Source organism: Cytobacillus sp. FSL R5-0569 (assembly GCF_038007265.1).
Classification (GTDB): domain Bacteria; phylum Bacillota; class Bacilli; order Bacillales; family Cytobacillaceae; genus Cytobacillus; species Cytobacillus kochii.
In genome coordinates this window covers 4,649,991-4,670,593 of the sequence record NZ_JBBOWW010000001.1, presented here as the reverse complement: position 1 = coordinate 4,670,593, position 20,603 = coordinate 4,649,991, and the positions used below count along the sequence as shown (strand labels likewise).

Genomic DNA, 20,603 nt, shown 5'->3' with positions numbered 1-20,603 from the left:
AAGAATGGTAGGATTCGGTCGGAAGCGAGTCAAAAACCTGGGCAAGGGTAGAAATTTGATAGGATTCGGTCGGAAGCGAGTCAAAAAATGGAAGAAGAGTAGAAATATGATAGGATTCGGTCGGAAGCGAGTCAAAAAATGGGAGAAGAGTAGAAATATGATAGGATTCGGGAGGAAGTGAGTCAAAAACCTGGCCAAGAGTAGAAATATGATAGGATTCAGGAGGAAGTGAGTTAAACACATGACCAAGAGCAGAAATTTGATAGGATTCAGGTGGAAACGCGTCAAAAACCTGACCAAGGTTAAAAATTTGATAGGATTCGCAGAAACGTGTCAAAAATTGCCCCAAAGTAAAAAATCTGATGAGATTAGAGCGAAAACAATTGGAAGATAGCTGTGTAAACACAGTTAGCCCTCATTATTTGCAACGGTTAGAATCCCACCCCCTTTTATTTCCGCTCCTTGTGCCCATATAGAGTCTCCTAAGAATCAATCCGATGGTCGACACTCCCTGAGTTGAGGTTAACCACACTCTAAATAATTAGAATATTTAAAAATATACCTTGCATTCTAAAAAGTTAGAACGTATTATTAATCTAGAACATACAATACAATTAGATAGGAGAGGTAAAAATGACATCTTTTGAATGGAAGTCCATGAATATTGATATACATCAACAAAAACTGATCTCTAATCCGTTGCGAATGAAAATTATCTTTTTACTGTCGGAAAGTGCGCTCACAGCGAAGCAAGTAGCAGATGAGTTGGGGAAATCAGCAGGTAGTATCCATTACCATATTCAGCAACTTTATAAGGGAAACATTTTAGAGATTGAATCAACGAAGGAGTACAAAGGCATTATCGAAAAGTATTACCGAGCGAAGGCGAATCAATTTCATCTTAATCAAACAGGTGCGAATGTTGAGGATAAAGGAAAAAGTACAAGAGGGACGACTTTATCTTTAACAAAAGAAGAGCTGCAATTATTCCAAAATGAGGTAGATGAGCTGTTTTTGAAGTATTTTAAAAAGGCGGTTAAACCTGATGAGCAGACAAAAAATCGTGATACTTATGAAGTGAATTGCTCGTTTAAGAAACTACCGAAAGAGGGGGAAAGTTAAATGCCATCATCAGCAGCCATAAAAAAGAATTTGGTGCTGTTTCTCTTAGCAAAAGTAGTGATTGTGTTTGGGTCCTCTATTTATAGTTTCGCGATAGGATTATATGTTCTTGCGGTTACCGGTTCGGCCGTCAACTTTTCGATTACCCTCTTACTTACTATTCTACCTCGTATTATACTCGCCCCACTTGCTGGGACATTGAGCGACCGATGGAACCGTAAAAGAATCATTATTACAACCAATTTTGCTTGTGCCTTTTGGATTGCCGTTATTTGTGGTTTGTTTATTTTTGTCACACAGGACATTTGGCTACTTTATTTAGCGACATGCGTACTCAGTATCATCAATACCTTCTATTCTTCAGCAGTGATGTCCTCCATATACAATATGGTCGGTCCAGATTTCTTACAAAAAGCAATGTCTCTCAACCAGGCCGTTGCCTCCTTCTCCGTTATATTAGGGCCAATACTTGGAGGTATCCTTTTCGGACTATTACCTCTCTCAAGCTTCATGATGATCAACATATGTGGATTTTTCCTTTCCGGTATAGCCAGTCTTTTTATTAACTATTACTTATTTGTCGAAAAAACAGAAAAACAACAAGCAGGAACGATTCAGACAGAGTTGAGAGCTGGTCTATCCTATGTAAAAAAACAAACCTTGCTTCGGCAATTAATCTTTATGTCTATATGGGTGAATTTTTGGTTTGCAGTTTTTCCCGTAGCACTACCTTATCTCGTTCTTACGATTCGCCAAATGCCAACTTATCAATTTGGTCTGATTGAGGGTAGCTTTGCTGTGGGCATGTTAGTAATGAGTACGATTCTGTCGTTAAAAGCAGAGATGAAAAATAAATCATTCAGTATTGGAATTGGTATGGTGTGCTTGGGAATATTGTTAATGTTAATAGGGATGCCACAACTGATAGAGATTTCTAATCAAGTGGTCTTCGTTTATTTAATAGGGATCGTGCTACTCCTAGCGGCAGCAATCATGATTATTAATATTCCGGTGATGGTACTCATTCAAAAAAGTACAAAAGATGAATATCGTGGAAGAGTGATGGCCATACTCGAAACAGGTGCGAGTGCAGCAACACCTTTAGGGTATATCCTATTTGGTTTATTTCTTGAATGGTGGCCAATATGGGTGATCATGCTCGTTTCAGGAGGCAGTATTATTTGTATGATTCTTTATCATACAAGAAATAAACAGTTTTTTAACCTATTACAACAAACTGACCAAACCAAGGTCGTTTCAACCGAAGCATAAAAGGGAAAATCGTAATGAGAACCTTCTAGAATGATTGAACCTTCATTCTTGGAGGTTTTTTGCATGATTGCCTGTTTTCTATGATAGATAAGGATGATTTGGTTATGAAAGAATATATTTACACGAAATGAAGCATTCATTCAGTTGAATACCTATCCATGAGTGTATACAATAATAGATGCGGGCTTGTGCCCAATTTGAGAGGTGAATCTATTTGAAAAATGTACATAAACTTACTGAAGGGGCAGTTTTATTAGCTGCTTTTGCTGTGTTACTATTGATGTCCCTTTATTTGCCGATTATCGGAACGATTGTCACTTTCGGCTTACCGGTTCCATTTATGTTATTTGCCGCTAAAAATAAGCGTAGTGATGCGGCTATCTTTTTTGTTGCGGCTATTTTGATTTCATTCATTGTTGGAACCATTACAGCCATTCCATTAACCCTTATCTTTGGCTTAACAGGTTTAGTGATTGGAGAGTTAATTAAGCTGAAGAAAGAACGGACAGCGATGTTGCTCGGTGGTTCTTTAGCGTTTTTAGCGATGTTTTTACTCGTTTTTGCTGGCATGAACGTGCTATTGAATATCAATTTTGTTGAGGAACTAAAAGTAGTTCTTGAGCAATCAATGGATATGACAAAAAACATGTTATCTACGATAGATAATAATGAAGCAGAACAAATTATCAAGCAGTTAGAAGCGACAATTACTGCATTAGAGACATTACTTCCAAGTCTCCTTGTGCTTTCTTCTGCAATGTATGTATTTATTATTCAGCTGATTGGCGTACCCATTGTCAGGAGATTTGGTATTGAAGTGAAAAAATGGCGTTCATTTGCCGATATCAGTTTCCCGAAAAGTATTTTATGGTATTATTTATTAACCATCCTTGCCCAAATTGTCATGAGACCAGAGGAAGGTTCTTTTACAACGATGGCCATTATGAATCTCCTTTTCGTTTTACAGCTAATTATGGTGATTCAAGGGCTCGCCTTTATCTTCTTCTATAGCAGATTAAAGAATTGGCCAAAGATTGTGCCTATTGCCATCCTCATATTTACCTTTTTAATGCCAATCTTCCTTTATATTGTGAGGATATTAGGTATAATTGATATAGGATTTGATTTAAGAAAACGATTAGATAATAGGGATGCATAACACTACTGTTTAGGAGTTGAAAACATGCCCTCGTATTTAGAAAAGAAAACGATGCGTTATTGCCTGTTTGCTTTAATTGGTGTAACCGTCGTTCTTCTAGCGATTATGGCGTTGTACAATTGGATATTGAGTCTCGTTGCGCTCCTCCTTTTCGGCATTCCTTTCTACCTATTATTTAAGTTTGATTATGAGCAGAGGAAGGAAACAGAGGAGTACATATCGACCTTATCTTACCGTGTGAAAAAGGTAGGGGAAGAAGCATTAATGGAGATGCCAATTGGAATTATGCTGATTAATGATGAGTATTATATCGATTGGACGAATCCTTATATGGCATCATGCTTTGGGGAAGATACATTGGTAGGGAGATCACTTTATGATGTGGCAGATGCCTTAATCCCTATCATTAAGAAAGAGATTGAATCAGAAACCATTACGCTAACAGATCGCAAATTTCGTGTGGTACATAAGCCTGATGAACGTCTGCTTTATTTCTTTGATGTAACAGAGCAAACGCAGATTGAAAAATTATACGAAGATGAACGTACCGTTATTGCTATTATCTTTTTAGATAATTATGATGATTTAACACAAGGAATGGATGACCAGACAAGAAGTAGTTTGAATAATCTTGTCACCTCTATTCTGAATAAATGGGCCATGGAAAATGGCGTTTTCTTTAAGCGCGTATCTTCAGAGCGGTTTATCGCCGTCTTTAACGAAAGTATTTTGGATCAATTTGAGAAAAGTAAATTCACCATTCTTGATTTTGTCAGAGAAACGACGGCAAAACAAAATGTGCCACTCACATTAAGTATAGGTGTCGGAGCAGGGGTTTCCGATTTGCCAGAACTAGGTGTCTTAGCTCAGTCTAGTTTAGACCTTGCTCTCGGTAGAGGTGGTGACCAGGTAGCAATTAAACAGCCAAATGGGAAAGTGAAATTTTTCGGAGGGAAGACGAACCCTGTCGAGAAACGCACGAGGGTGCGGGCACGCGTTATTTCGCACGCTTTAAAGGAATTAGTCTCAGAAAGTGATAAAGTCATCGTCATGGGTCATAAACGACCGGATATGGACGCAATTGGTGCTGCCATTGGTATTCAGAAGGTAGCAGAGATGAACCATCGTGATGGCTATATTGTCGTTAATAAAGACGAATTTGATCAAAGCGTAAATCGTTTAATGGGTGAGATAGAGAAAAAAGAAGAGCTTTATGCGAAATTCATCACGCCAGATCAAGCGTTAGAGCTGGCAACTGACGATACTTTACTTGTTGTTGTTGATACCCATAAGCCTTCTATGGTGATAGAAGAGCGATTGCTTGCTAAAATAGAAGATGTAGTTGTGATTGATCATCATCGTCGCGGCGAAGATTTTATAAAAAATCCGCTGCTCGTTTATATGGAGCCTTATGCCTCTTCAACAGCAGAATTAGTGACGGAATTGCTAGAATATCAACCGAAGAATCGTAAAATTGATATGCTTGAGGCGACTGCACTACTCGCTGGAATTATCGTTGATACGAAGAGCTTTACGTTAAGAACAGGCGCCAGAACCTTTGATGCAGCATCTTATTTAAGAGGACTAGGAGCGGATACAGTCCTTGTGCAACGATTCTTGAAAGAAGATGTCGACACGTATATTAAACGGGCGAAAATCATTGAAACGGTAGAATTTTACCGAAATGGCCTTGCCATTGCTAAAGGTGCTGAGGACGATATATACGACCAAGTGTTAATTGCGCAAGCAGCCGATACATTACTGGCAATGGACGGTGTGACAGCTTCATTCGTCATTTCTTATCGTGCTGATGAAATGATTGGTGTGAGTGCTCGCTCATTAGGTGATATTAACGTACAGGTCATTATGGAGGCGCTAGAAGGGGGCGGCCATTTGACAAATGCTGCTACTCAATTAGATGATGTCTCAATCAATGATGTGGAAGGTAAATTAAAAGAAGCAATTGATGAGTATTTAGAAGGGAGAAAAGAAGAATGAAAGTCATTTTCTTAAAAGATGTTAAAGGAAAAGGGAAAAAAGGTGAAGTGAAGAACGTAGCAGACGGCTATGCACATAACTTTTTAATTAAACAAGGACTCGCTGTAGAAGCAAATAACTCAAATGTGAGTTCATTGAATGCACAAAAAAAGAAAGAAGAAAAAGAAGCAGCAGCTGAGTTAGAAGAAGCGAAACAATTAAAAGAAACATTGGAGAAGTTGACACTCGAATTTTCAACAAAAGCTGGAGAGGGCGGTCGTCTATTCGGTTCGATTACAAGCAAGCAAATTGCCGAAGAATTAAAGAAGGCGCATGATATTAAAATCGACAAGCGTAAAATCGAATTAAGTGACGCCATTCGTACTTTAGGATACACAAAAGTACCGGTTAAACTGCACACAGAAGTATCAGCTACGTTAAATGTACATGTAAAAGAAGCCAATTAAAGAATTTAACAACGCATCAAAAGAATTCATGGTAAAATAATAGAGTGAAAAAATGTGATCGGTGAAGGCTGATCACATTTTTGTCATCTAACGTGTTTAAAATGTGTCAGTATGAGGGGGTTCTATTTGTTTTGAGTGAATTATTTGCTGATCGTCTCCCTCCGCAAAACATAGAGGCTGAACAAGCTGTTCTAGGCGCAATCTTTCTGGAGCCTTCCTCGTTAACAATGGCTTCAGAACTATTAATTCCTGAAGATTTCTATAGAGCGGCTCATCAAAGAATTTTTAATGTCATGCTGAAACTAAATGACAAGGGAGAAGCCGTTGATTTAGTAACAGTAACAGAAGAATTAAACGCAGCCAAAATGTTAGAGGATACAGGCGGAGTAACTTATTTAAGTGAACTAGCTGCATCTGTTCCAACAGCAGCAAATATAGAATATTATGCTAAGATAGTAGAAGAAAAATCGATCTTACGTAGACTCATCCGTACGGCAACAGACATTGCCCAAGATGGATATGCGAGAGAAGATGAAGTTGAATCACTACTTGGCGAAGCAGAAAAAAATATATTAGAAGTATCGCAACGTAAAAATGCAGGAGCTTTCCACAATATTAAAGATGTGCTTGTGCGTACGTATGATAATATCGAGGTCATGCATAACCGTAAAGGTGATATCACTGGAATAGCGACTGGGTTTGCTGAGCTTGATCATATGACAGCAGGCTTTCAACGCAATGATTTAATTATCGTTGGCGCTAGACCTTCCGTTGGTAAAACAGCTTTTGCCTTAAATATCGCGCAAAATGTTGCTGTAAAAACACAAGAAAATGTTGCGATATTTAGTTTGGAGATGGGGGCTGAACAGCTCGTTATGCGTATGCTTTGTGCGGAAGGAAATATCGATGCACAACGTCTCAGAACAGGTTCTTTAACCGATGATGATTGGGGAAAGCTGACGATGGCGATGGGGAGCCTATCGAATGCGGGCATTTTTATTGATGATACACCTGGTGTTAGAATCACTGAAATTCGTTCAAAATGTCGTCGCTTGAAGCAGGAACATGGCTTAGGCATGATTCTCATCGACTATTTGCAGCTTATTTTAGGTAGCGGCCGTTCTGGTGAAAACCGTCAGCAAGAAGTCTCTGAAATCTCTCGTTCCCTAAAAGCACTTGCGAGGGAGCTGCAAGTACCTGTTATTGCCTTATCTCAGCTATCCCGTGGCGTTGAGCAACGACAAGATAAACGTCCAATGATGTCTGATATACGTGAATCAGGAAGTATTGAGCAGGATGCTGATATCGTTGCCTTCTTATATCGTGATGATTATTATGACAAAGAGTCCGAAGACAAAAATATCATCGAAATCATCATCGCAAAACAACGTAACGGCCCGGTTGGTACCGTCCAGCTCGCCTTCGTCAAAGAATATAATAAATTCGTCAACCTAGAAAAAAGATTTGACGATTCATTTGCTCCGCCTGGGGCATAAAGAGGGAAACAGCATTTGGCTGGTTCCCTCTTTTTTAATGGAAGTCGCGACAAATGGGTAAATATAAAAGGAGGGGGGAGATTTGCATGTGTTTTGAGATAGATATTGGTGGTGAAGCGGAAGTGGTTTAGGGGCAAAAATGATAAAGATAACGAGGCAAAAGCGAATTGCTCGTCCATCAGGGGAAAAATGTGAAAGATAGCAGAGCAACAGTGAATTGCTCGTACATCAAGAGGAAAAAGCATAAACATATCCGAGCAAAAATAATCCCCCATATATGTAATAAAAATCAATACGATATAGATAATAGTACAAAAACCACCTAACCTTCTTTTTATTTTCGTATATTTACTAACGGAGTTCAAATAACTGAGAAGCAGTAAAAACAGGTGTCACCCAACCCTTGATGCAAGATTACACAATTGTTTCACGAACGTATTTTTCGTTATATGAATAAAATGTTCGTGTTTTATTGACTTTATCATAATAAAATTGTAGAATTAGTTTGTTTGATAAGGGAAAAAGAAACCTCGGAGGTGCATTCGTAATGTCATCAGTAGTTGTTGTAGGAACACAATGGGGAGACGAAGGTAAAGGGAAAATCACGGATTTTCTATCAGAGAATGCGGAAGTGATCGCAAGATATCAAGGCGGTAATAACGCTGGACATACAATTAAATTTAACGGTGAAACGTATAAATTGCATTTAATTCCATCAGGTATTTTTTATAGTGATAAAATTTGTGTCATTGGTAACGGGATGGTCGTTGATCCAAAAGCATTGGTACAAGAATTGGCTTACTTACATGAAAAAGGCGTGACAACAGATAATTTACGTATAAGTAACCGCGCCCATGTCATTTTACCTTACCATTTAAAATTAGATGAGGTAGAAGAAAACAGCAAAGGCGATAACAAAATTGGTACAACGAAAAAAGGAATCGGACCTGCTTATATGGATAAAGCCGCTCGTGTTGGAATCCGTATCGCAGATTTATTAGATAAAGAAGTATTTGAAGAGAAGCTAGCTCGTAACTTAGCGGATAAAAACCGTTTACTTGAAAGAATTTATGAAACTGAAAGCTTCAAAATGGAAGACATTCTTGACGAATATTATGAGTACGGTCAACAAGTGAAGAAATATGTATGTGATACATCCGTTGTATTGAATGATTCACTTGATGATGGCCGTAGAGTATTATTTGAAGGTGCACAAGGGGTTATGCTTGATATTGATCAAGGAACATATCCATTCGTTACCTCTTCTAACCCAGTAGCTGGCGGTGTAGCAATCGGTTCTGGTGTTGGACCAACAAAAATTAAACATGTTGTTGGGGTTTCCAAAGCATACACAACTCGTGTAGGAGATGGACCTTTCCCAACGGAATTAAATAATGAGATTGGTGATCAAATCCGCGAGGTTGGTCGTGAATATGGTACAACAACAGGTCGTCCTCGTCGTGTTGGTTGGTTTGATAGTGTCGTTGTTCGACATGCTCGTCGTGTGAGTGGAATTACAGACCTTTCACTTAATTCTATTGATGTTCTTACAGGTATTGATACTTTGAAAATCTGTACAGCTTATAGCTACAAAGGCGAAATCATTGAAGAATTCCCAGCAAGCCTAAAAGTCCTTGCTGATTGCGAACCAGTATATGAAGAGCTGCCAGGCTGGACAGAAGATATTACAGCTTGCAAATCTTTAGATGAGTTGCCAGCAAATGCACGTCACTACTTAGAGCGTGTCTCTCAATTAACAGGCATTCCATTGTCAGTATTCTCTGTTGGCCCTGACCGTACGCAAACAAATGTGGTCTTAAGCCCTTGGAGACAAAACTAAAAAATAAGCTTTTTAAGATCGTACCTGTAGAAGGTACGGTCTTTTTTTTCTACCTTCAACATTGTATAGGTGTTTGTACAAGCCGTTTTTATCTATTTTCATCTAGTGGGCCAATTCTTGTAACAGATAATGGTACATGTGAAGTCAATGAGTATTGTCAGCCAAATGATGAAGGAATTGCTACGAGGGCAACGGATGGGTTCCGCGTCATTAAACGGACAGGGGGGAACCAAGTATTAGTTTTGATCAAGCCGAATGATGATGAAAACCGAAAGTTAAAAAGAGACATAGCAGTGATAGAAAAGCTACAAAAGCAAAGCGTTGTGACGATGCAGGAATATCATACGCAAAAAAGAAGAGAGTGACGTAAAGATGCAGGGCTTTACAACTGGAAAATGCAACAATTAGTCGTGAAATAAAAGATTTGAAAAATCAATTAGCTTCTCTAATGAGTAGATTGGATGGAAATAATCATCCTTAAAAATCTAAATAAACGACTTCACTATAAAGATGAAAAGGTGGAGTCGTCACTTTTACATAGAGTGATGTTGAGGATAGTAGAATGGTTTAGAAAGCAAAAAATTAGGGCATTGAACGTACAAAGGTGGTGGAAGAATTTGAAAATATTAAAAGGCATTTATTCATTGATCTTGTTTGTAGCAGGAGTCCTTCATTTTGTCCGGGAACGAAATTTTCGTAAGATTGTGCCGGAATCTTTACCGTTTAAAAAAGGGATTGTCCTCATTACAGGTGTGCTCGAGGTCGCATTTGCGATGTTACTTTGGGCGAAAAGAGGTCAAAGTCTAGTAGGTAAGCTGCTTTCATTCTTCATGGTGCTTGTTTTCCCAGCGAATATCAACATGGCAGTAAAAAATAATACTTTCTATAATGGTAAAAAGATTCATCCGTTATTATTATGGATGCGTTTACCGCTACAAATCCCACTTATTTTAGGGGCAATTAAACTCACACATCCATCTATTGAAAAAAAGACTAAATGACCTATGTTATTTAGTTTTTTTCTTTTTTATTAGATAAGTGATGAGAAGATTTTAACTAGAAAAAGTTTTTTAAAAAAAATATTAAAAAAGGAGTGTACAAAGCTATCACCCTATGATAATATAAAAAGCGTCGTCAAGAAAAGAAAACGCTTCAAATTAAAAAGCGAGCCATTAGCTCAGTTGGTAGAGCATCTGACTTTTAATCAGAGGGTCGAAGGTTCGAGTCCTTCATGGCTCACCATTTTTATATTCGTATGGCCCCTTGGTCAAGCGGTTAAGACACCGCCCTTTCACGGCGGTAACACGGGTTCGAATCCCGTAGGGGTCATCTTTTTTAATAGTAGTAGTCATAGGGATGCAAGCGCTCATTCTTTCATTGATTACGAATTTTATATAGATTTGGTCCGGTAGTTCAGTTGGTTAGAATGCCTGCCTGTCACGCAGGAGGTCGCGGGTTCGAGTCCCGTCCGGACCGCCATGATTCACTTGTATAGTGATTATGAAAATTGGATAAGCTGTTTTTATGGCTCAGTAGCTCAGTCGGTAGAGCAAAGGACTGAAAATCCTTGTGTCGGCGGTTCGATTCCGTCCTGAGCCATCAAAAAGGGAGTATGAATTTAATTCGTGCTCTCTTTTTTTATGTTTTTCTCCTTCCTCTATTACAATCATATGACAAAATCCCCCCTTTTCTATGTAGTTTTTTCCTATATTACGTCAAACTATGTCACCATAAATACAGTTTAATTACATTACAGAGACATCAAACTCGTAAAAATGACGATATGGTACATTAGTTAGGTGCAATAGTGATTAGTCTGATAGCACTAATAAGAATCAGAAGGTGTAAAGTAGTATAGGGGGAAGAACCATGAAGCAATGGAAGCAAAGACTGACTACATATACAGAACATACATCTAAGCGTGTTACACATAAATGGAAAAAAGCGGCCGCAATCGTTATGATTGGTGGTTGTTTAGCGTGGAGCGGATCCACATCAGTATTAGCAGAAGCAGAAGAGTCGGATTTGTATTATGTATATATCGGTGATCAATATGTGGGGACAGTTGATAATCCCCAAGTGATTGAAAATATAGTAGAGGATGAACTTGAAAACCAAGGGAAGTCCTATGAGGGCATACAAAAGGCGTTAGACCATGAGCTCTCCTATCTACCTGAAGATGAAGAGAAAGCCTTTAATGAAGCAACTGACAAAGAGTTAACGTCAGAAAACGCGCTGAGAGGGATCTCTATTAAAGCAGATGCTTTCGCACTAGAAATTGATGGTGAAACAGTTGCTTATGTAAAGAATCAAGAAGAAGCGAATGAAGTGCTTCAGCAACTACAGTTACAGTACATTTCTGAAAAAGACTATAAAGAGTTAAAAGAGCGCTCAGAAGAAGAAGAACCACTACCAGAATTAGCAATTGGTGATACCCGACTGTTGAATGCGAAATTTTCCGAGGAAATAGAATGGAAGAAAGAAAAAGTAGATCCGAACAAGGTTCAGTCTGTTGATGAGGTCATCAATTTCTTAAATAAAGGAACAGTAGAACAAGAGAAATATAGAGTTGAAGAAGGCGACTCTATTAGTACGATTGCTGACGAATTTCATTTATCTACAGAAGAACTTGAAGACCTAAATGATATAGGTCAAGAAGATGTACTAAAGGTTGGTCAAGAACTTGTTGTTGAAACAATCGAACCGTACGTTGATGTGATTACGAATAGATCAGCATATAAAGAAGAAGACATTCCCTTTCACACAAAAGTAATAGAAGATGATGATAGGTTGAAAGGGGAAGAGAAAGTAAAGCAAGAAGGGAAAAAAGGAAAACGTAACGTGTTATACCATATGAAAGAATCAAATGGTGAAGAAGTCGATAAAAGTGAACTAAAAGAGGAAATCATTGATGAGCCTGTAGAGGAAATCATTATTAAAGGAACAAAAAATCCAGATGTTGGCGATGGTGACTTTGCTTGGCCAGCAGTTGGTGGATATGTGTCAAGCGAGCTTGGTCATCGTTGGGGGAAGCTCCACAAAGGGATCGATATTGCCAGACCAAGTGATCGAACCATTAAAGCAGCCGATAATGGAAAGGTCATTTCAGCTGGCTTTAGTAGCAGTTATGGCTATAAAGTAGAAATAGATCATCAAAATGGCTACCGTACCTTGTATGCTCATTTAGATTCTCTTTCAGTGAGTGCAGGAGAGACAGTAACGAAAGGCTCTAAGTTAGGTGTGATGGGCTCTACTGGTAACTCAACTGGTGTTCACCTTCATTTTGAACTATACAAAGATGGTCAGTTAAAAAACCCATTAGACTATATTAGTCAATGATCAAAAAAGCGCTGGGACATGAGTGTTTTAGCTAACATTAAGCACGAATAACTCTGCTTTGATAAACAGAAGTTATCGTGCTTTTTTGTGTGTATGACAAGGTTCCATCTAAGAGCGCTCGCAAAACAAAAAGCCCTTCTATCTTGCTTTTCCATAACTTGTACATATATGATACATTACAAATGATGCGTACTTGTATGTAACGTGATAAAGTAGAGTAGGATACATGCTGACGAAATTTTACAAAATGCTTTTACAAGCCCAATAAGCTTAGATATGATAATCTTGAAAAAGATACATGATTGTGACGATAGTAGATAATAATTGGATAAAGGAGAACAACGATGGATAAGAAAATTCTTGTAGTAGATGATGAAAAACCAATTGCAGATATATTACAGTTTAACTTAAATAAAGAAGGCTTCGATGTAACTTGTGTGTATGACGGTGTTTCCGCATTGGAAAAAGTAGAAGAAGTAAAGCCTGATATGATTCTATTAGATATTATGCTTCCACAGAAAGACGGCATTGAGGTTTGCCGAGAAGTAAGAAAGAAATATGATATGCCGATTATTATGCTCACAGCAAAGGACTCTGAAATTGATAAAGTATTAGGGCTAGAGCTAGGAGCAGATGACTATGTAACAAAACCATTCAGCACAAGGGAATTAATTGCCAGAGTAAAAGCCAATCTTCGTCGTCATCAACAAATTGCATCAAAAGTGGATGAAGAAGATGAAAGTAATGAAATTGAAGTTGGCTCACTCACGATTCACCCGGACGCATATATCGTTTCTAAACGCGGTGAAACGATCGAACTAACGCATAGAGAATTCGAATTACTTCATTATTTAGCTAAGCATATTGGACAAGTAATGACGCGTGAACATTTACTTCAAACTGTTTGGGGCTACGATTATTACGGAGATGTTAGAACAGTTGACGTAACCGTTAGACGTTTGCGTGAAAAAATCGAAGACAATCCAAGTCATCCGACATGGATCGTTACAAGAAGAGGTGTCGGATACTACTTGCGAAATCCAGAACAGGAGTAAGTAGAACATGAACAAGGTAGGATTTTTTCGATCAATTCATCTGAAATTCGTCATTATATATGTGTTGCTCATCCTCATTGCCATGCAAATTGTCAGTGCTTATTTCGTCAGGCAATTAGAGGATACGTTAAATGCTAACTTTAAAACAACGATTGAAAACCAGATGAAGCTGCTATCTTATTATTTAGAAGAACAATTTGTGAAAGAACGAGTGCCGGAAGACGGTGATGCCACATTGGAGGTGGACCTGCGCAGGCTATTGCAGGACTACAACACTGATGATATTAGTGAAGTCGCCGTTATTGAGGGCACGTCTATGAGAGTGCTAGGGACATCGAATGTTTCTGATCAATCAAAGGTTGGTCAGAAGATGTCTAATGCGCTTATTCGTACGTCAATTAAAAATGGTCAACCGAATGAACAGGATAGTGTCATTAATGGCAAACGAGTATGGATCTACATTAAACCAATTATTATTGATAATGACGTAAAAGGTGTGATTTATGTCACGTCTAAAATTGAGAATGTCTATACACAGATGAGGGAGATTATCAAAATCTTCTCAACAGGTACAGCAATTGCTCTTATTTTAACCGCTGTGCTCAGTGTGTTACTTGCGCAAACCATTACAAGACCTATCACCGATATGAGAAAACAAGCGTTAGCAATGGCAAAAGGGAATTATTCTAGAAAAGTAAAAATCTATGGCCAAGATGAAATTGGTCAATTAGCTATGACCTTTAATAGTTTGACTAGAAAGCTGCAGGAAGCACAAGCTACCACTGAAGGGGAAAGAAGGAAACTATCATCTGTCCTCACCTTTATGACAGATGGCGTTATTGCCACTGACCGCAAAGGGCGTGTCATTCTCATCAACGAACCTGCTGCAGAAATGTTGCATGTTTCACGTGAAACAGTCTTATCTAATTCAATTGTTTCATTATTAGGGTTGGAAGAAGACTACACATTTGAAGAGCTACTTGAAGAAAGAGAATCGGTTATCTTAGATTATAGTGATGAAAAGAGCAATCTTATTTTAAGGGCCAATTTTTCAGTTATTCAAAAGGAAACAGGCTTTATTAATGGACTTATAACCGTTTTACATGATATTACCGAGCAAGAAAAAATTGAAGAAGAGCGCCGCGAATTTGTGGCTAACGTTTCACATGAGCTAAGAACACCACTAACGACCATGCGCAGTTATTTAGAAGCATTAACAGATGGAGCGTGGCAGGATAAAGAGATTGCTCCGAATTTCCTTGATGTCACTCAAAATGAGACGGAGCGTATGATTCGTTTGGTCAATGATTTATTGCAGCTATCGAAAATGGACAGTAGCGACTATCAATTAAATAAAGAGTGGGTTGATTTCACACAATTCTATAACCGAATTATTGATCGCTTTGAGTTCACGAAACAACAAAATGTCACTTTCGAACGTAGGGTGCCAACAACGGCTGATTTTGTTGAGATTGATACAGATAAACTCACTCAGGTGCTTGATAATATCATCTCCAATGCGATGAAATACTCACCTGAAGGAGGAAAGATTACCTTCAGTATTGAAGAACAAGAGGGGTATTTAATCATAAGCGTGGCTGATGAAGGTATGGGTATACCGAAAGAAAATGTATCAAAAATCTTTAATCGTTTTTATCGTGTAGATAAAGCAAGAACAAGAAAATTAGGAGGAACGGGATTAGGACTAGCGATTGCCAAGGAAATGGTAGAAGCGCACGGTGGTGAAATTTGGGCGGAAAGTATTGAAGGAAAAGGAACAACGATCTCCTTTAGCTTGCCGTATATCCGTTCCGAAGAGGATGATTGGGAATGACCTATGAGAAGATAAAGAATATCCTATTAATTATCTTAGTAGGTTGTAGTATCTTATTGACGTTTAATTTATGGACGTATCGACCTAATTTAACGCCTGTCGAGAACCCAGGACAAGCGATTGAACCGATAGGAGATGACAAAGAGTATAGTGAAGTCATTAGACCTAGTCAGCTTATTCATTTCTACGATGATAAGAAAATTGGAACAACCTTATCTGCGGAAATCGACCAAATCACTAATGATATGAACAAATGGGAACTATTAAATCTAGCTAATGTCTCCAACGATATCGGTTCATTACATGAATGGATAGAAGAGTCAGGACATTCTATAATGGTCTACCCAGATGACGTTTCACTTAATGCTTTTCGCGAAGTCATGCCCAATATAGATAAGAACGCTACCGATTTTTCATTTGACACAATGATGATTGACACGACTTCTATAGAGGATGATGTCGGTTTAGCCTATTTTATATCGAGAGATCAAGGTACGGTCTACCGTGGAGAAGTACAAGGTCCATCGATGGCTGATTTCCGTACGAAGTATTACGAGACGGCCAGTGAAGATGAAGATTTCTATTCGCTTCTTGGTTATAAGGGCCAGAATGATCGCGTGATTTATGTACCGGATGAGCATATTCCTGTATCGACACAACGCATCTATTTAATGGATAAAATCAAACCACGTACATTGATGGAGTCATTATTTAGTGATCCATCTGTTGTACAAGAGAGTACAACTCAACCATCCATGATTGAATATACCGATAGTACGAGTATTATGCGTGTCTATGAAGATCGCAATATGATTTCTTATAAAAATATCTCTTCTGTTGTTGGTGATGAGTTTGTTGGGATGAATCTACTGCGACGAAGCATTGATTTTATGAATGCACATAAGGGCTGGACAGGCAATTATCGTTACTTTGAAGAGGTACCAGAGAGTAATAAGGTTGTCTTCCGATTATTTCATAACCAACAAGGAATTCCCATCTTTAGTGATTATCATCGAGCGAAGATAGAAGTAGAGCTTGGCGATACAGACATTAATGAATATACGCGTAGCAACTTCGCACTCGGAACGATTGTGAGTGGTGGGGAGGAAAGCCGTTTACTATCCGGTAAGGAAGTCATCGAAGAGATTGAGCAGCTGCCTAATTTTGAGCGTAACTTGCTGCAAGATGTAACGGTGGCTTACGAGATGAAGGTAGAAAAGAATGTGGCTACAACTAATTCGGAAATCATCAATTTGCAGCCAGCTTGGTATTATCGTTATAATAATGAGTGGAAGAAGTTTACCAAGGATGAGTTTATACCAAATTGAGGCAGGAGGGGAAAGTAGATGGATTGGAGCAAAATAAAAACCATTTTTATACTGACCTTTCTTGTGCTCAATGTCTATTTATTGTATGAGTACTTTACTGTCGTCCAAGCAAAAGAACAAGAAACGGAATTTCCTTTATCAAGCACGTTAGAAGAAAAATTAAAGGATGATGACATTTCGTACGACGCAAATATTTTTACGACAGAAGAAGTCAGTGGCCAGTTGTTACGGGCAACTCCTAAAGAGTTTGAAAAAGATGAATTGAAGAGCCTGAATGGAGAAGACATTAAGGTTGATGGCGGTGTCGAGTATATATTTGATGTCAATAAGCCATTGATGAAAGTAAGTGAAGACTTTGATCCAAAGGAATTAGAGTCCTTTATTCAGAGTCAAGTCTTATACGGTAATGAGTATCGTTTTTGGGAGAAGAAAGGCAATACCATTACGTATTATCAAACATACCAAGAGAAAATCATCTACCAAAATAAAAATGCTGAACTAACCTTCTTCTTAAATGAAAATAATGAAATTGTCTCTTATACACAAACATACTTGGAAACGATTGAACCAATTGAGGATGATCAAAAATTGATCAAGCCGCCATCTGAAGCATTATCTTCTCTATACAATAGTGGCAAGATCCCGTCTGGAAGTAAAGTATCAGAACCAGAGCTTGGGCTTCATACGTATGTCGATATGAGTAATCTTCAAGTATTAACACCAGCTTGGCGCTTCGTCATTGATGGTGAATACAGTCTATATGTACACGGATTCGAGCTAAATGTACTCGAACTAAATAAAAATGAGAATAAAACAATGGAGTGAGAGAAACCTATGTCTTTTCAATTTAGCGTTCTCGCGAGCGGCAGTACGGGGAATGCCATTTTTGTAGAGACCAACACCCACTCCTTTTTAGTGGATGCTGGCCTCAGTGGCAAGCAAATGGAAGCATTATTTAAAGAAATTGATCGTGATATGAGTCGTTTAGACGGGATACTTGTGACACACGAGCATAGTGACCATATAAAAGGTGTCGGTATTGTTGCAAGGAAATATGGGCTCCCGATCTATGCCAATGAAAAAACATGGCAGGCGATGTCTCCGTTAATTGGACAAGTCCCAACAGAGCAGAAATTCACCTTTGATATGGAAACCGTAAAAACCTTCGGCGACCTCGATATTCAATCATTCGGCGTCTCACATGATGCAGCCGAACCGATGTTTTACGTTTTTCATCAAGGCGAGAAGAAACTTGTGCTCATCACAGATACGGGATATGTAAGTGATCGCATGAAGGGACTTATTTCAAACGCCGATGCCTATGTATTTGAAAGTAATCATGACGTGCAAATGTTAAGAATGGGACGTTACCCATGGAATATTAAACGTCGGATTTTAAGCGATGTCGGCCATGTCTCCAATGAAGACGCGGCGATTGCGATGAGCGAAGTGGCCGGTGATCGCACGAAAGGCTTTTATCTTGCCCACCTAAGTCAAGATAATAATATGAAGGACTTGGCACGCATGGCTGTCGCACAAACACTTGAAACAAAAGGCATACGCGTCGGAGAGCGATTCCAGCTCTTTGATACAGATCCGAAAAAACCTACAGCTTTAACAGCTGTTTAAGGCAAGAAATAATGGGTAGAAGGAAGGGGAGGCTTAGATGCTACCCCTTCCTTTTTTGCGCTTTTTACCAAATCAGAAAGAAAGTATGAACAAATTCGTAAGATTTTCTTGTCTTATGCATTTTAGTATTTGTCTTTTTTCATCTATGCGTATAATAATAGTAGCGGAGTAAGCCTCTACACGTTTCATCAGGTAATCTTTCTCATTCCTAGTATGTTTCTAATGAAGAAGAGTTATGATAACACTAGGGAAAAAAGAGACCTCATTTTTTATAAAAATAGAAGGATATATCTTAAAAAAAGAAAATGGTATGAAAGGGTTGGTTGTGTAATGGGCTATTATGATGATCATTATAATCGTGAGGGTCGCACCAAAAAGGGAAGTAAAGCAGGTTACATATTCTCTAGTCTTGTCGGTGTCATTATCGGTGCATTGCTCGTTTTATTCGTTGTTCCCCAAATGAACGGGGGCTCTAATGGGGGAGAAACATTAGGCTTATCAAACACAGATGAAAACAGCCAAGTAGAAACGAAAAAGGTATCGGTAGATGTGGAAACAGAAATCACATCAGCAGTCGAAAAGGCAAGAGGAGCGGTTGTTAGCATCTCCAACATCCAATCGGCAGGCATGTGGTCGAATGGACAAAATGGTGAAAGCACACAAGGAGTAGAAGCAGGCTCTGGCTCTGGTGTCATTTATAAGAAAGAGGGGGACCATGCCTTTATCGTGACGAATCACCATGTCGTCGACGGTGCGGAGAGGCTTGAAGTCAATCTCTTCAATGGTGAGAAAATTGCAGCTGAGCTCGTAGGCTCCGACGTATGGACAGACTTAGCTGTACTTGAAATAGATGGCTCGATTGTAGAGGATGTCGCAGAATTTGGTGATTCCGATGCTCTATCAATTGGTGAGCCTGCGATTGCTATCGGAAATCCACTCGGTCAATTTGAAGGCTCAGTCACAAAAGGGATTATTTCCGGCTTAAATCGGACCGTACCAGTCGATATCGATCAAAACGGTACAGTCGATTGGAATGCTGAAGTCCTACAAACAGATGCAGCCATTAACCCAGGAAATAGCGGTGGGGCACTCGTCAATATTAGCGGACAAGTCATCGGCATTAACTCGATGAAAATTGCTGAATCCTCTGTGGAAGGCATTGGGCTTGCCATTCCGATTAATTTTGCGCAAACGGTCATCAGTGACTTAGAACAGCATGGTGAAGTGAGAAGACCATATATGGGCGTACAAATCGCTTCAGTAAGTGATATCCCTGCCTATTATCAAGAAGAAGCGTTAAAACTTCCGAAAGATGTAGAAAATGGTGTAGTTGTGAGCGGAGTTGAACCCAATGGTCCAGCTGCAGAAGCAGGGCTGAAAGAAATGGATGTCATTGTTGAGCTAGATGGCGAAGAAATTACCGATGTCTTAGATTTACGCCACCATTTATATGGTCAGGACGTAGGAGATGAGATGAAGGTGAAGTATTATCGCGAAGGTAAATTAGCAGAAACAACCATGGCATTAAAAACCGAGAATACATTCTAAATTCATCCACAGGAAAGTGAAGGCATCACTTTCCTGTTTTTTTTAGTTTTGATAAGATGAGATGTGGATAAATTATAAATAGATAAATGAGGAGGCACCGAAGATGATTTATAGCTGTGAAGAACATATTGATATCGCCATCGATACCATTGTAGACGAACACGAAACCTTCCCAGTGTTAACAAAATGTGCACCAGAAGAAAACTTATCAACAACCTGTGAATTCTGCCCCAACCCAGCCATATATATGGTGGCGAACAAATAATCCCATACAAGATGTGGATAGAAAATGTGGATATGTGGATAACTTCTGTGGATATTCTGTTTATGGTGTGAGGATGACCTGTGTATATCTTTTGAGGGATGAAATGAGACTGGGACATAACTAAATGAGCTAACCTCAAAAAAGAACAATAACAAATTGATCTTAAAACATCATTTGCAAAAAAAGTCCGTTCCATTGCGCTACAGTCACTCGCTTTCCGCGGGGAGGGGCTGAGCCTCCTTGGCATTGCCTGTGGGGTCTCAACTTTCCCT

16 protein-coding genes, 4 tRNA genes and 1 pseudogene are annotated in these 20,603 nt (G+C 38.9%); all 21 read left to right on the top strand.

Translation table 11 applies throughout. The features are described 5' to 3' along the window. Positions 1-633 precede the first annotated feature (633 nt). The 21 genes and pseudogenes from MKX78_RS23615 (at position 634) to MKX78_RS23515 (ending at position 20,331) form a co-directional block, all read left to right on the top strand. Positions 634-1,122, top strand: a complete 489-nt coding sequence (locus MKX78_RS23615) for an ArsR/SmtB family transcription factor (protein WP_341052672.1) — start codon at positions 634-636, stop codon at positions 1,120-1,122. Continuing rightward, on the top strand, positions 1,123-2,394 hold the full coding sequence (locus tag MKX78_RS23610; RefSeq protein WP_341052669.1) for an MFS transporter: 1,272 nt from the start codon (positions 1,123-1,125) through the stop codon (positions 2,392-2,394). Positions 2,395-2,608: 214 nt separating this feature from the next. Further along, complete coding sequence (locus MKX78_RS23605; RefSeq protein ID WP_224937002.1) at positions 2,609-3,553, top strand: YybS family protein; 945 nt, start codon at positions 2,609-2,611, stop codon at positions 3,551-3,553. Between the two features lie 24 nt (positions 3,554-3,577). Next, positions 3,578-5,551, top strand: coding sequence for a DHH family phosphoesterase (locus tag MKX78_RS23600; RefSeq protein ID WP_251162474.1), 1,974 nt, complete (start codon positions 3,578-3,580; stop codon positions 5,549-5,551). Continuing rightward, on the top strand, positions 5,548-5,997 hold the full coding sequence (gene rplI / locus MKX78_RS23595) for a 50S ribosomal protein L9 (RefSeq protein ID WP_095371350.1): 450 nt from the start codon (positions 5,548-5,550) through the stop codon (positions 5,995-5,997). The genes MKX78_RS23600 and rplI overlap by 4 nt, the downstream gene beginning before the upstream one ends. Before the next feature lie 131 nt (positions 5,998-6,128). Then, positions 6,129-7,493, top strand: coding sequence for a replicative DNA helicase (dnaB, locus tag MKX78_RS23590; protein ID WP_224937000.1), 1,365 nt, complete (start codon positions 6,129-6,131; stop codon positions 7,491-7,493). A gap of 547 nt (positions 7,494-8,040) precedes the next feature. Further along, positions 8,041-9,333 (top strand): adenylosuccinate synthase, encoded by a 1,293-nt coding sequence (locus tag MKX78_RS23585; protein ID WP_341052663.1) that lies wholly within the window; start codon positions 8,041-8,043, stop codon positions 9,331-9,333. A gap of 107 nt (positions 9,334-9,440) precedes the next feature. Further along, a pseudogene (locus tag MKX78_RS23580) lies at positions 9,441-9,584 on the top strand (peptidase G2 autoproteolytic cleavage domain-containing protein); the annotation flags it as partial. A gap of 366 nt (positions 9,585-9,950) precedes the next feature. Then, positions 9,951-10,334, top strand: a complete 384-nt coding sequence (locus MKX78_RS23575) for a DoxX family protein (protein ID WP_341052661.1) — start codon at positions 9,951-9,953, stop codon at positions 10,332-10,334. A gap of 165 nt (positions 10,335-10,499) precedes the next feature. Next, a tRNA-Lys gene (locus MKX78_RS23570) sits at positions 10,500-10,575 on the top strand. 15 nt (positions 10,576-10,590) lie between these two features. After that, a tRNA-Glu gene (locus tag MKX78_RS23565) sits at positions 10,591-10,662 on the top strand. Between the two features lie 73 nt (positions 10,663-10,735). Next, positions 10,736-10,812 (top strand) — tRNA-Asp (locus MKX78_RS23560). Between the two features lie 47 nt (positions 10,813-10,859). After that, positions 10,860-10,932: transfer RNA gene (locus tag MKX78_RS23555), tRNA-Phe, on the top strand. A 270-nt stretch (positions 10,933-11,202) separates the two neighbouring features. Further along, the gene (locus tag MKX78_RS23550) at positions 11,203-12,672 is read left to right on the top strand and encodes a M23 family metallopeptidase (RefSeq protein WP_341052659.1); all 1,470 of its coding nucleotides are present in this window, start codon (positions 11,203-11,205) and stop codon (positions 12,670-12,672) included. A gap of 344 nt (positions 12,673-13,016) precedes the next feature. Then, complete coding sequence (gene yycF, locus MKX78_RS23545) at positions 13,017-13,727, top strand: response regulator YycF (protein WP_095371356.1); 711 nt, start codon at positions 13,017-13,019, stop codon at positions 13,725-13,727. Between the two features lie 7 nt (positions 13,728-13,734). Further along, positions 13,735-15,561: a cell wall metabolism sensor histidine kinase WalK gene (walK, locus tag MKX78_RS23540; RefSeq protein WP_095371357.1), complete on the top strand. Its 1,827-nt coding sequence runs from the start codon at positions 13,735-13,737 to the stop codon at positions 15,559-15,561. Then, on the top strand, positions 15,558-16,889 hold the full coding sequence (locus MKX78_RS23535; protein ID WP_095371358.1) for a YycH family regulatory protein: 1,332 nt from the start codon (positions 15,558-15,560) through the stop codon (positions 16,887-16,889). Before walK ends, MKX78_RS23535 begins: the two co-directional genes overlap by 4 nt. 18 nt (positions 16,890-16,907) lie before the next feature. Continuing rightward, positions 16,908-17,714, top strand: coding sequence for a two-component system regulatory protein YycI (locus tag MKX78_RS23530; RefSeq protein ID WP_095371359.1), 807 nt, complete (start codon positions 16,908-16,910; stop codon positions 17,712-17,714). 9 nt (positions 17,715-17,723) lie between these two features. Then, complete coding sequence (locus MKX78_RS23525; protein WP_095371360.1) at positions 17,724-18,518, top strand: MBL fold metallo-hydrolase; 795 nt, start codon at positions 17,724-17,726, stop codon at positions 18,516-18,518. A gap of 330 nt (positions 18,519-18,848) precedes the next feature. Next, entirely contained in the window at positions 18,849-20,066 is a 1,218-nt protein-coding gene (locus MKX78_RS23520; RefSeq protein ID WP_224936994.1) for a S1C family serine protease, read from the top strand. A gap of 103 nt (positions 20,067-20,169) precedes the next feature. Beyond that, complete coding sequence (locus MKX78_RS23515) at positions 20,170-20,331, top strand: CxxH/CxxC protein (protein ID WP_224936993.1); 162 nt, start codon at positions 20,170-20,172, stop codon at positions 20,329-20,331. Positions 20,332-20,603: the final 272 nt, after the last annotated feature.

What these genes read in the sequence shown, in the direction of transcription:
- MKX78_RS23615 (WP_341052672.1), top strand. Translation starts at nt 634, where the DNA reads ATGACATCTTTTGAATGGAAGTCCATGAATATTGATATACATCAACAA.
- MKX78_RS23610 (WP_341052669.1), top strand. Translation starts at nt 1,123, where the DNA reads ATGCCATCATCAGCAGCCATAAAAAAGAATTTGGTGCTGTTTCTCTTA.
- MKX78_RS23600 (WP_251162474.1), top strand. Translation starts at nt 3,578, where the DNA reads ATGCCCTCGTATTTAGAAAAGAAAACGATGCGTTATTGCCTGTTTGCT.
- rplI (WP_095371350.1), top strand. Translation starts at nt 5,548, where the DNA reads ATGAAAGTCATTTTCTTAAAAGATGTTAAAGGAAAAGGGAAAAAAGGT.
- MKX78_RS23585 (WP_341052663.1), top strand. Translation starts at nt 8,041, where the DNA reads ATGTCATCAGTAGTTGTTGTAGGAACACAATGGGGAGACGAAGGTAAA.
- MKX78_RS23550 (WP_341052659.1), top strand. Translation starts at nt 11,203, where the DNA reads ATGAAGCAATGGAAGCAAAGACTGACTACATATACAGAACATACATCT.
- yycF (WP_095371356.1), top strand. Translation starts at nt 13,017, where the DNA reads ATGGATAAGAAAATTCTTGTAGTAGATGATGAAAAACCAATTGCAGAT.
- walK (WP_095371357.1), top strand. Translation starts at nt 13,735, where the DNA reads ATGAACAAGGTAGGATTTTTTCGATCAATTCATCTGAAATTCGTCATT.
- MKX78_RS23535 (WP_095371358.1), top strand. Translation starts at nt 15,558, where the DNA reads ATGACCTATGAGAAGATAAAGAATATCCTATTAATTATCTTAGTAGGT.
- MKX78_RS23530 (WP_095371359.1), top strand. Translation starts at nt 16,908, where the DNA reads ATGGATTGGAGCAAAATAAAAACCATTTTTATACTGACCTTTCTTGTG.
- MKX78_RS23525 (WP_095371360.1), top strand. Translation starts at nt 17,724, where the DNA reads ATGTCTTTTCAATTTAGCGTTCTCGCGAGCGGCAGTACGGGGAATGCC.
- MKX78_RS23520 (WP_224936994.1), top strand. Translation starts at nt 18,849, where the DNA reads ATGGGCTATTATGATGATCATTATAATCGTGAGGGTCGCACCAAAAAG.
- MKX78_RS23515 (WP_224936993.1), top strand. Translation starts at nt 20,170, where the DNA reads ATGATTTATAGCTGTGAAGAACATATTGATATCGCCATCGATACCATT.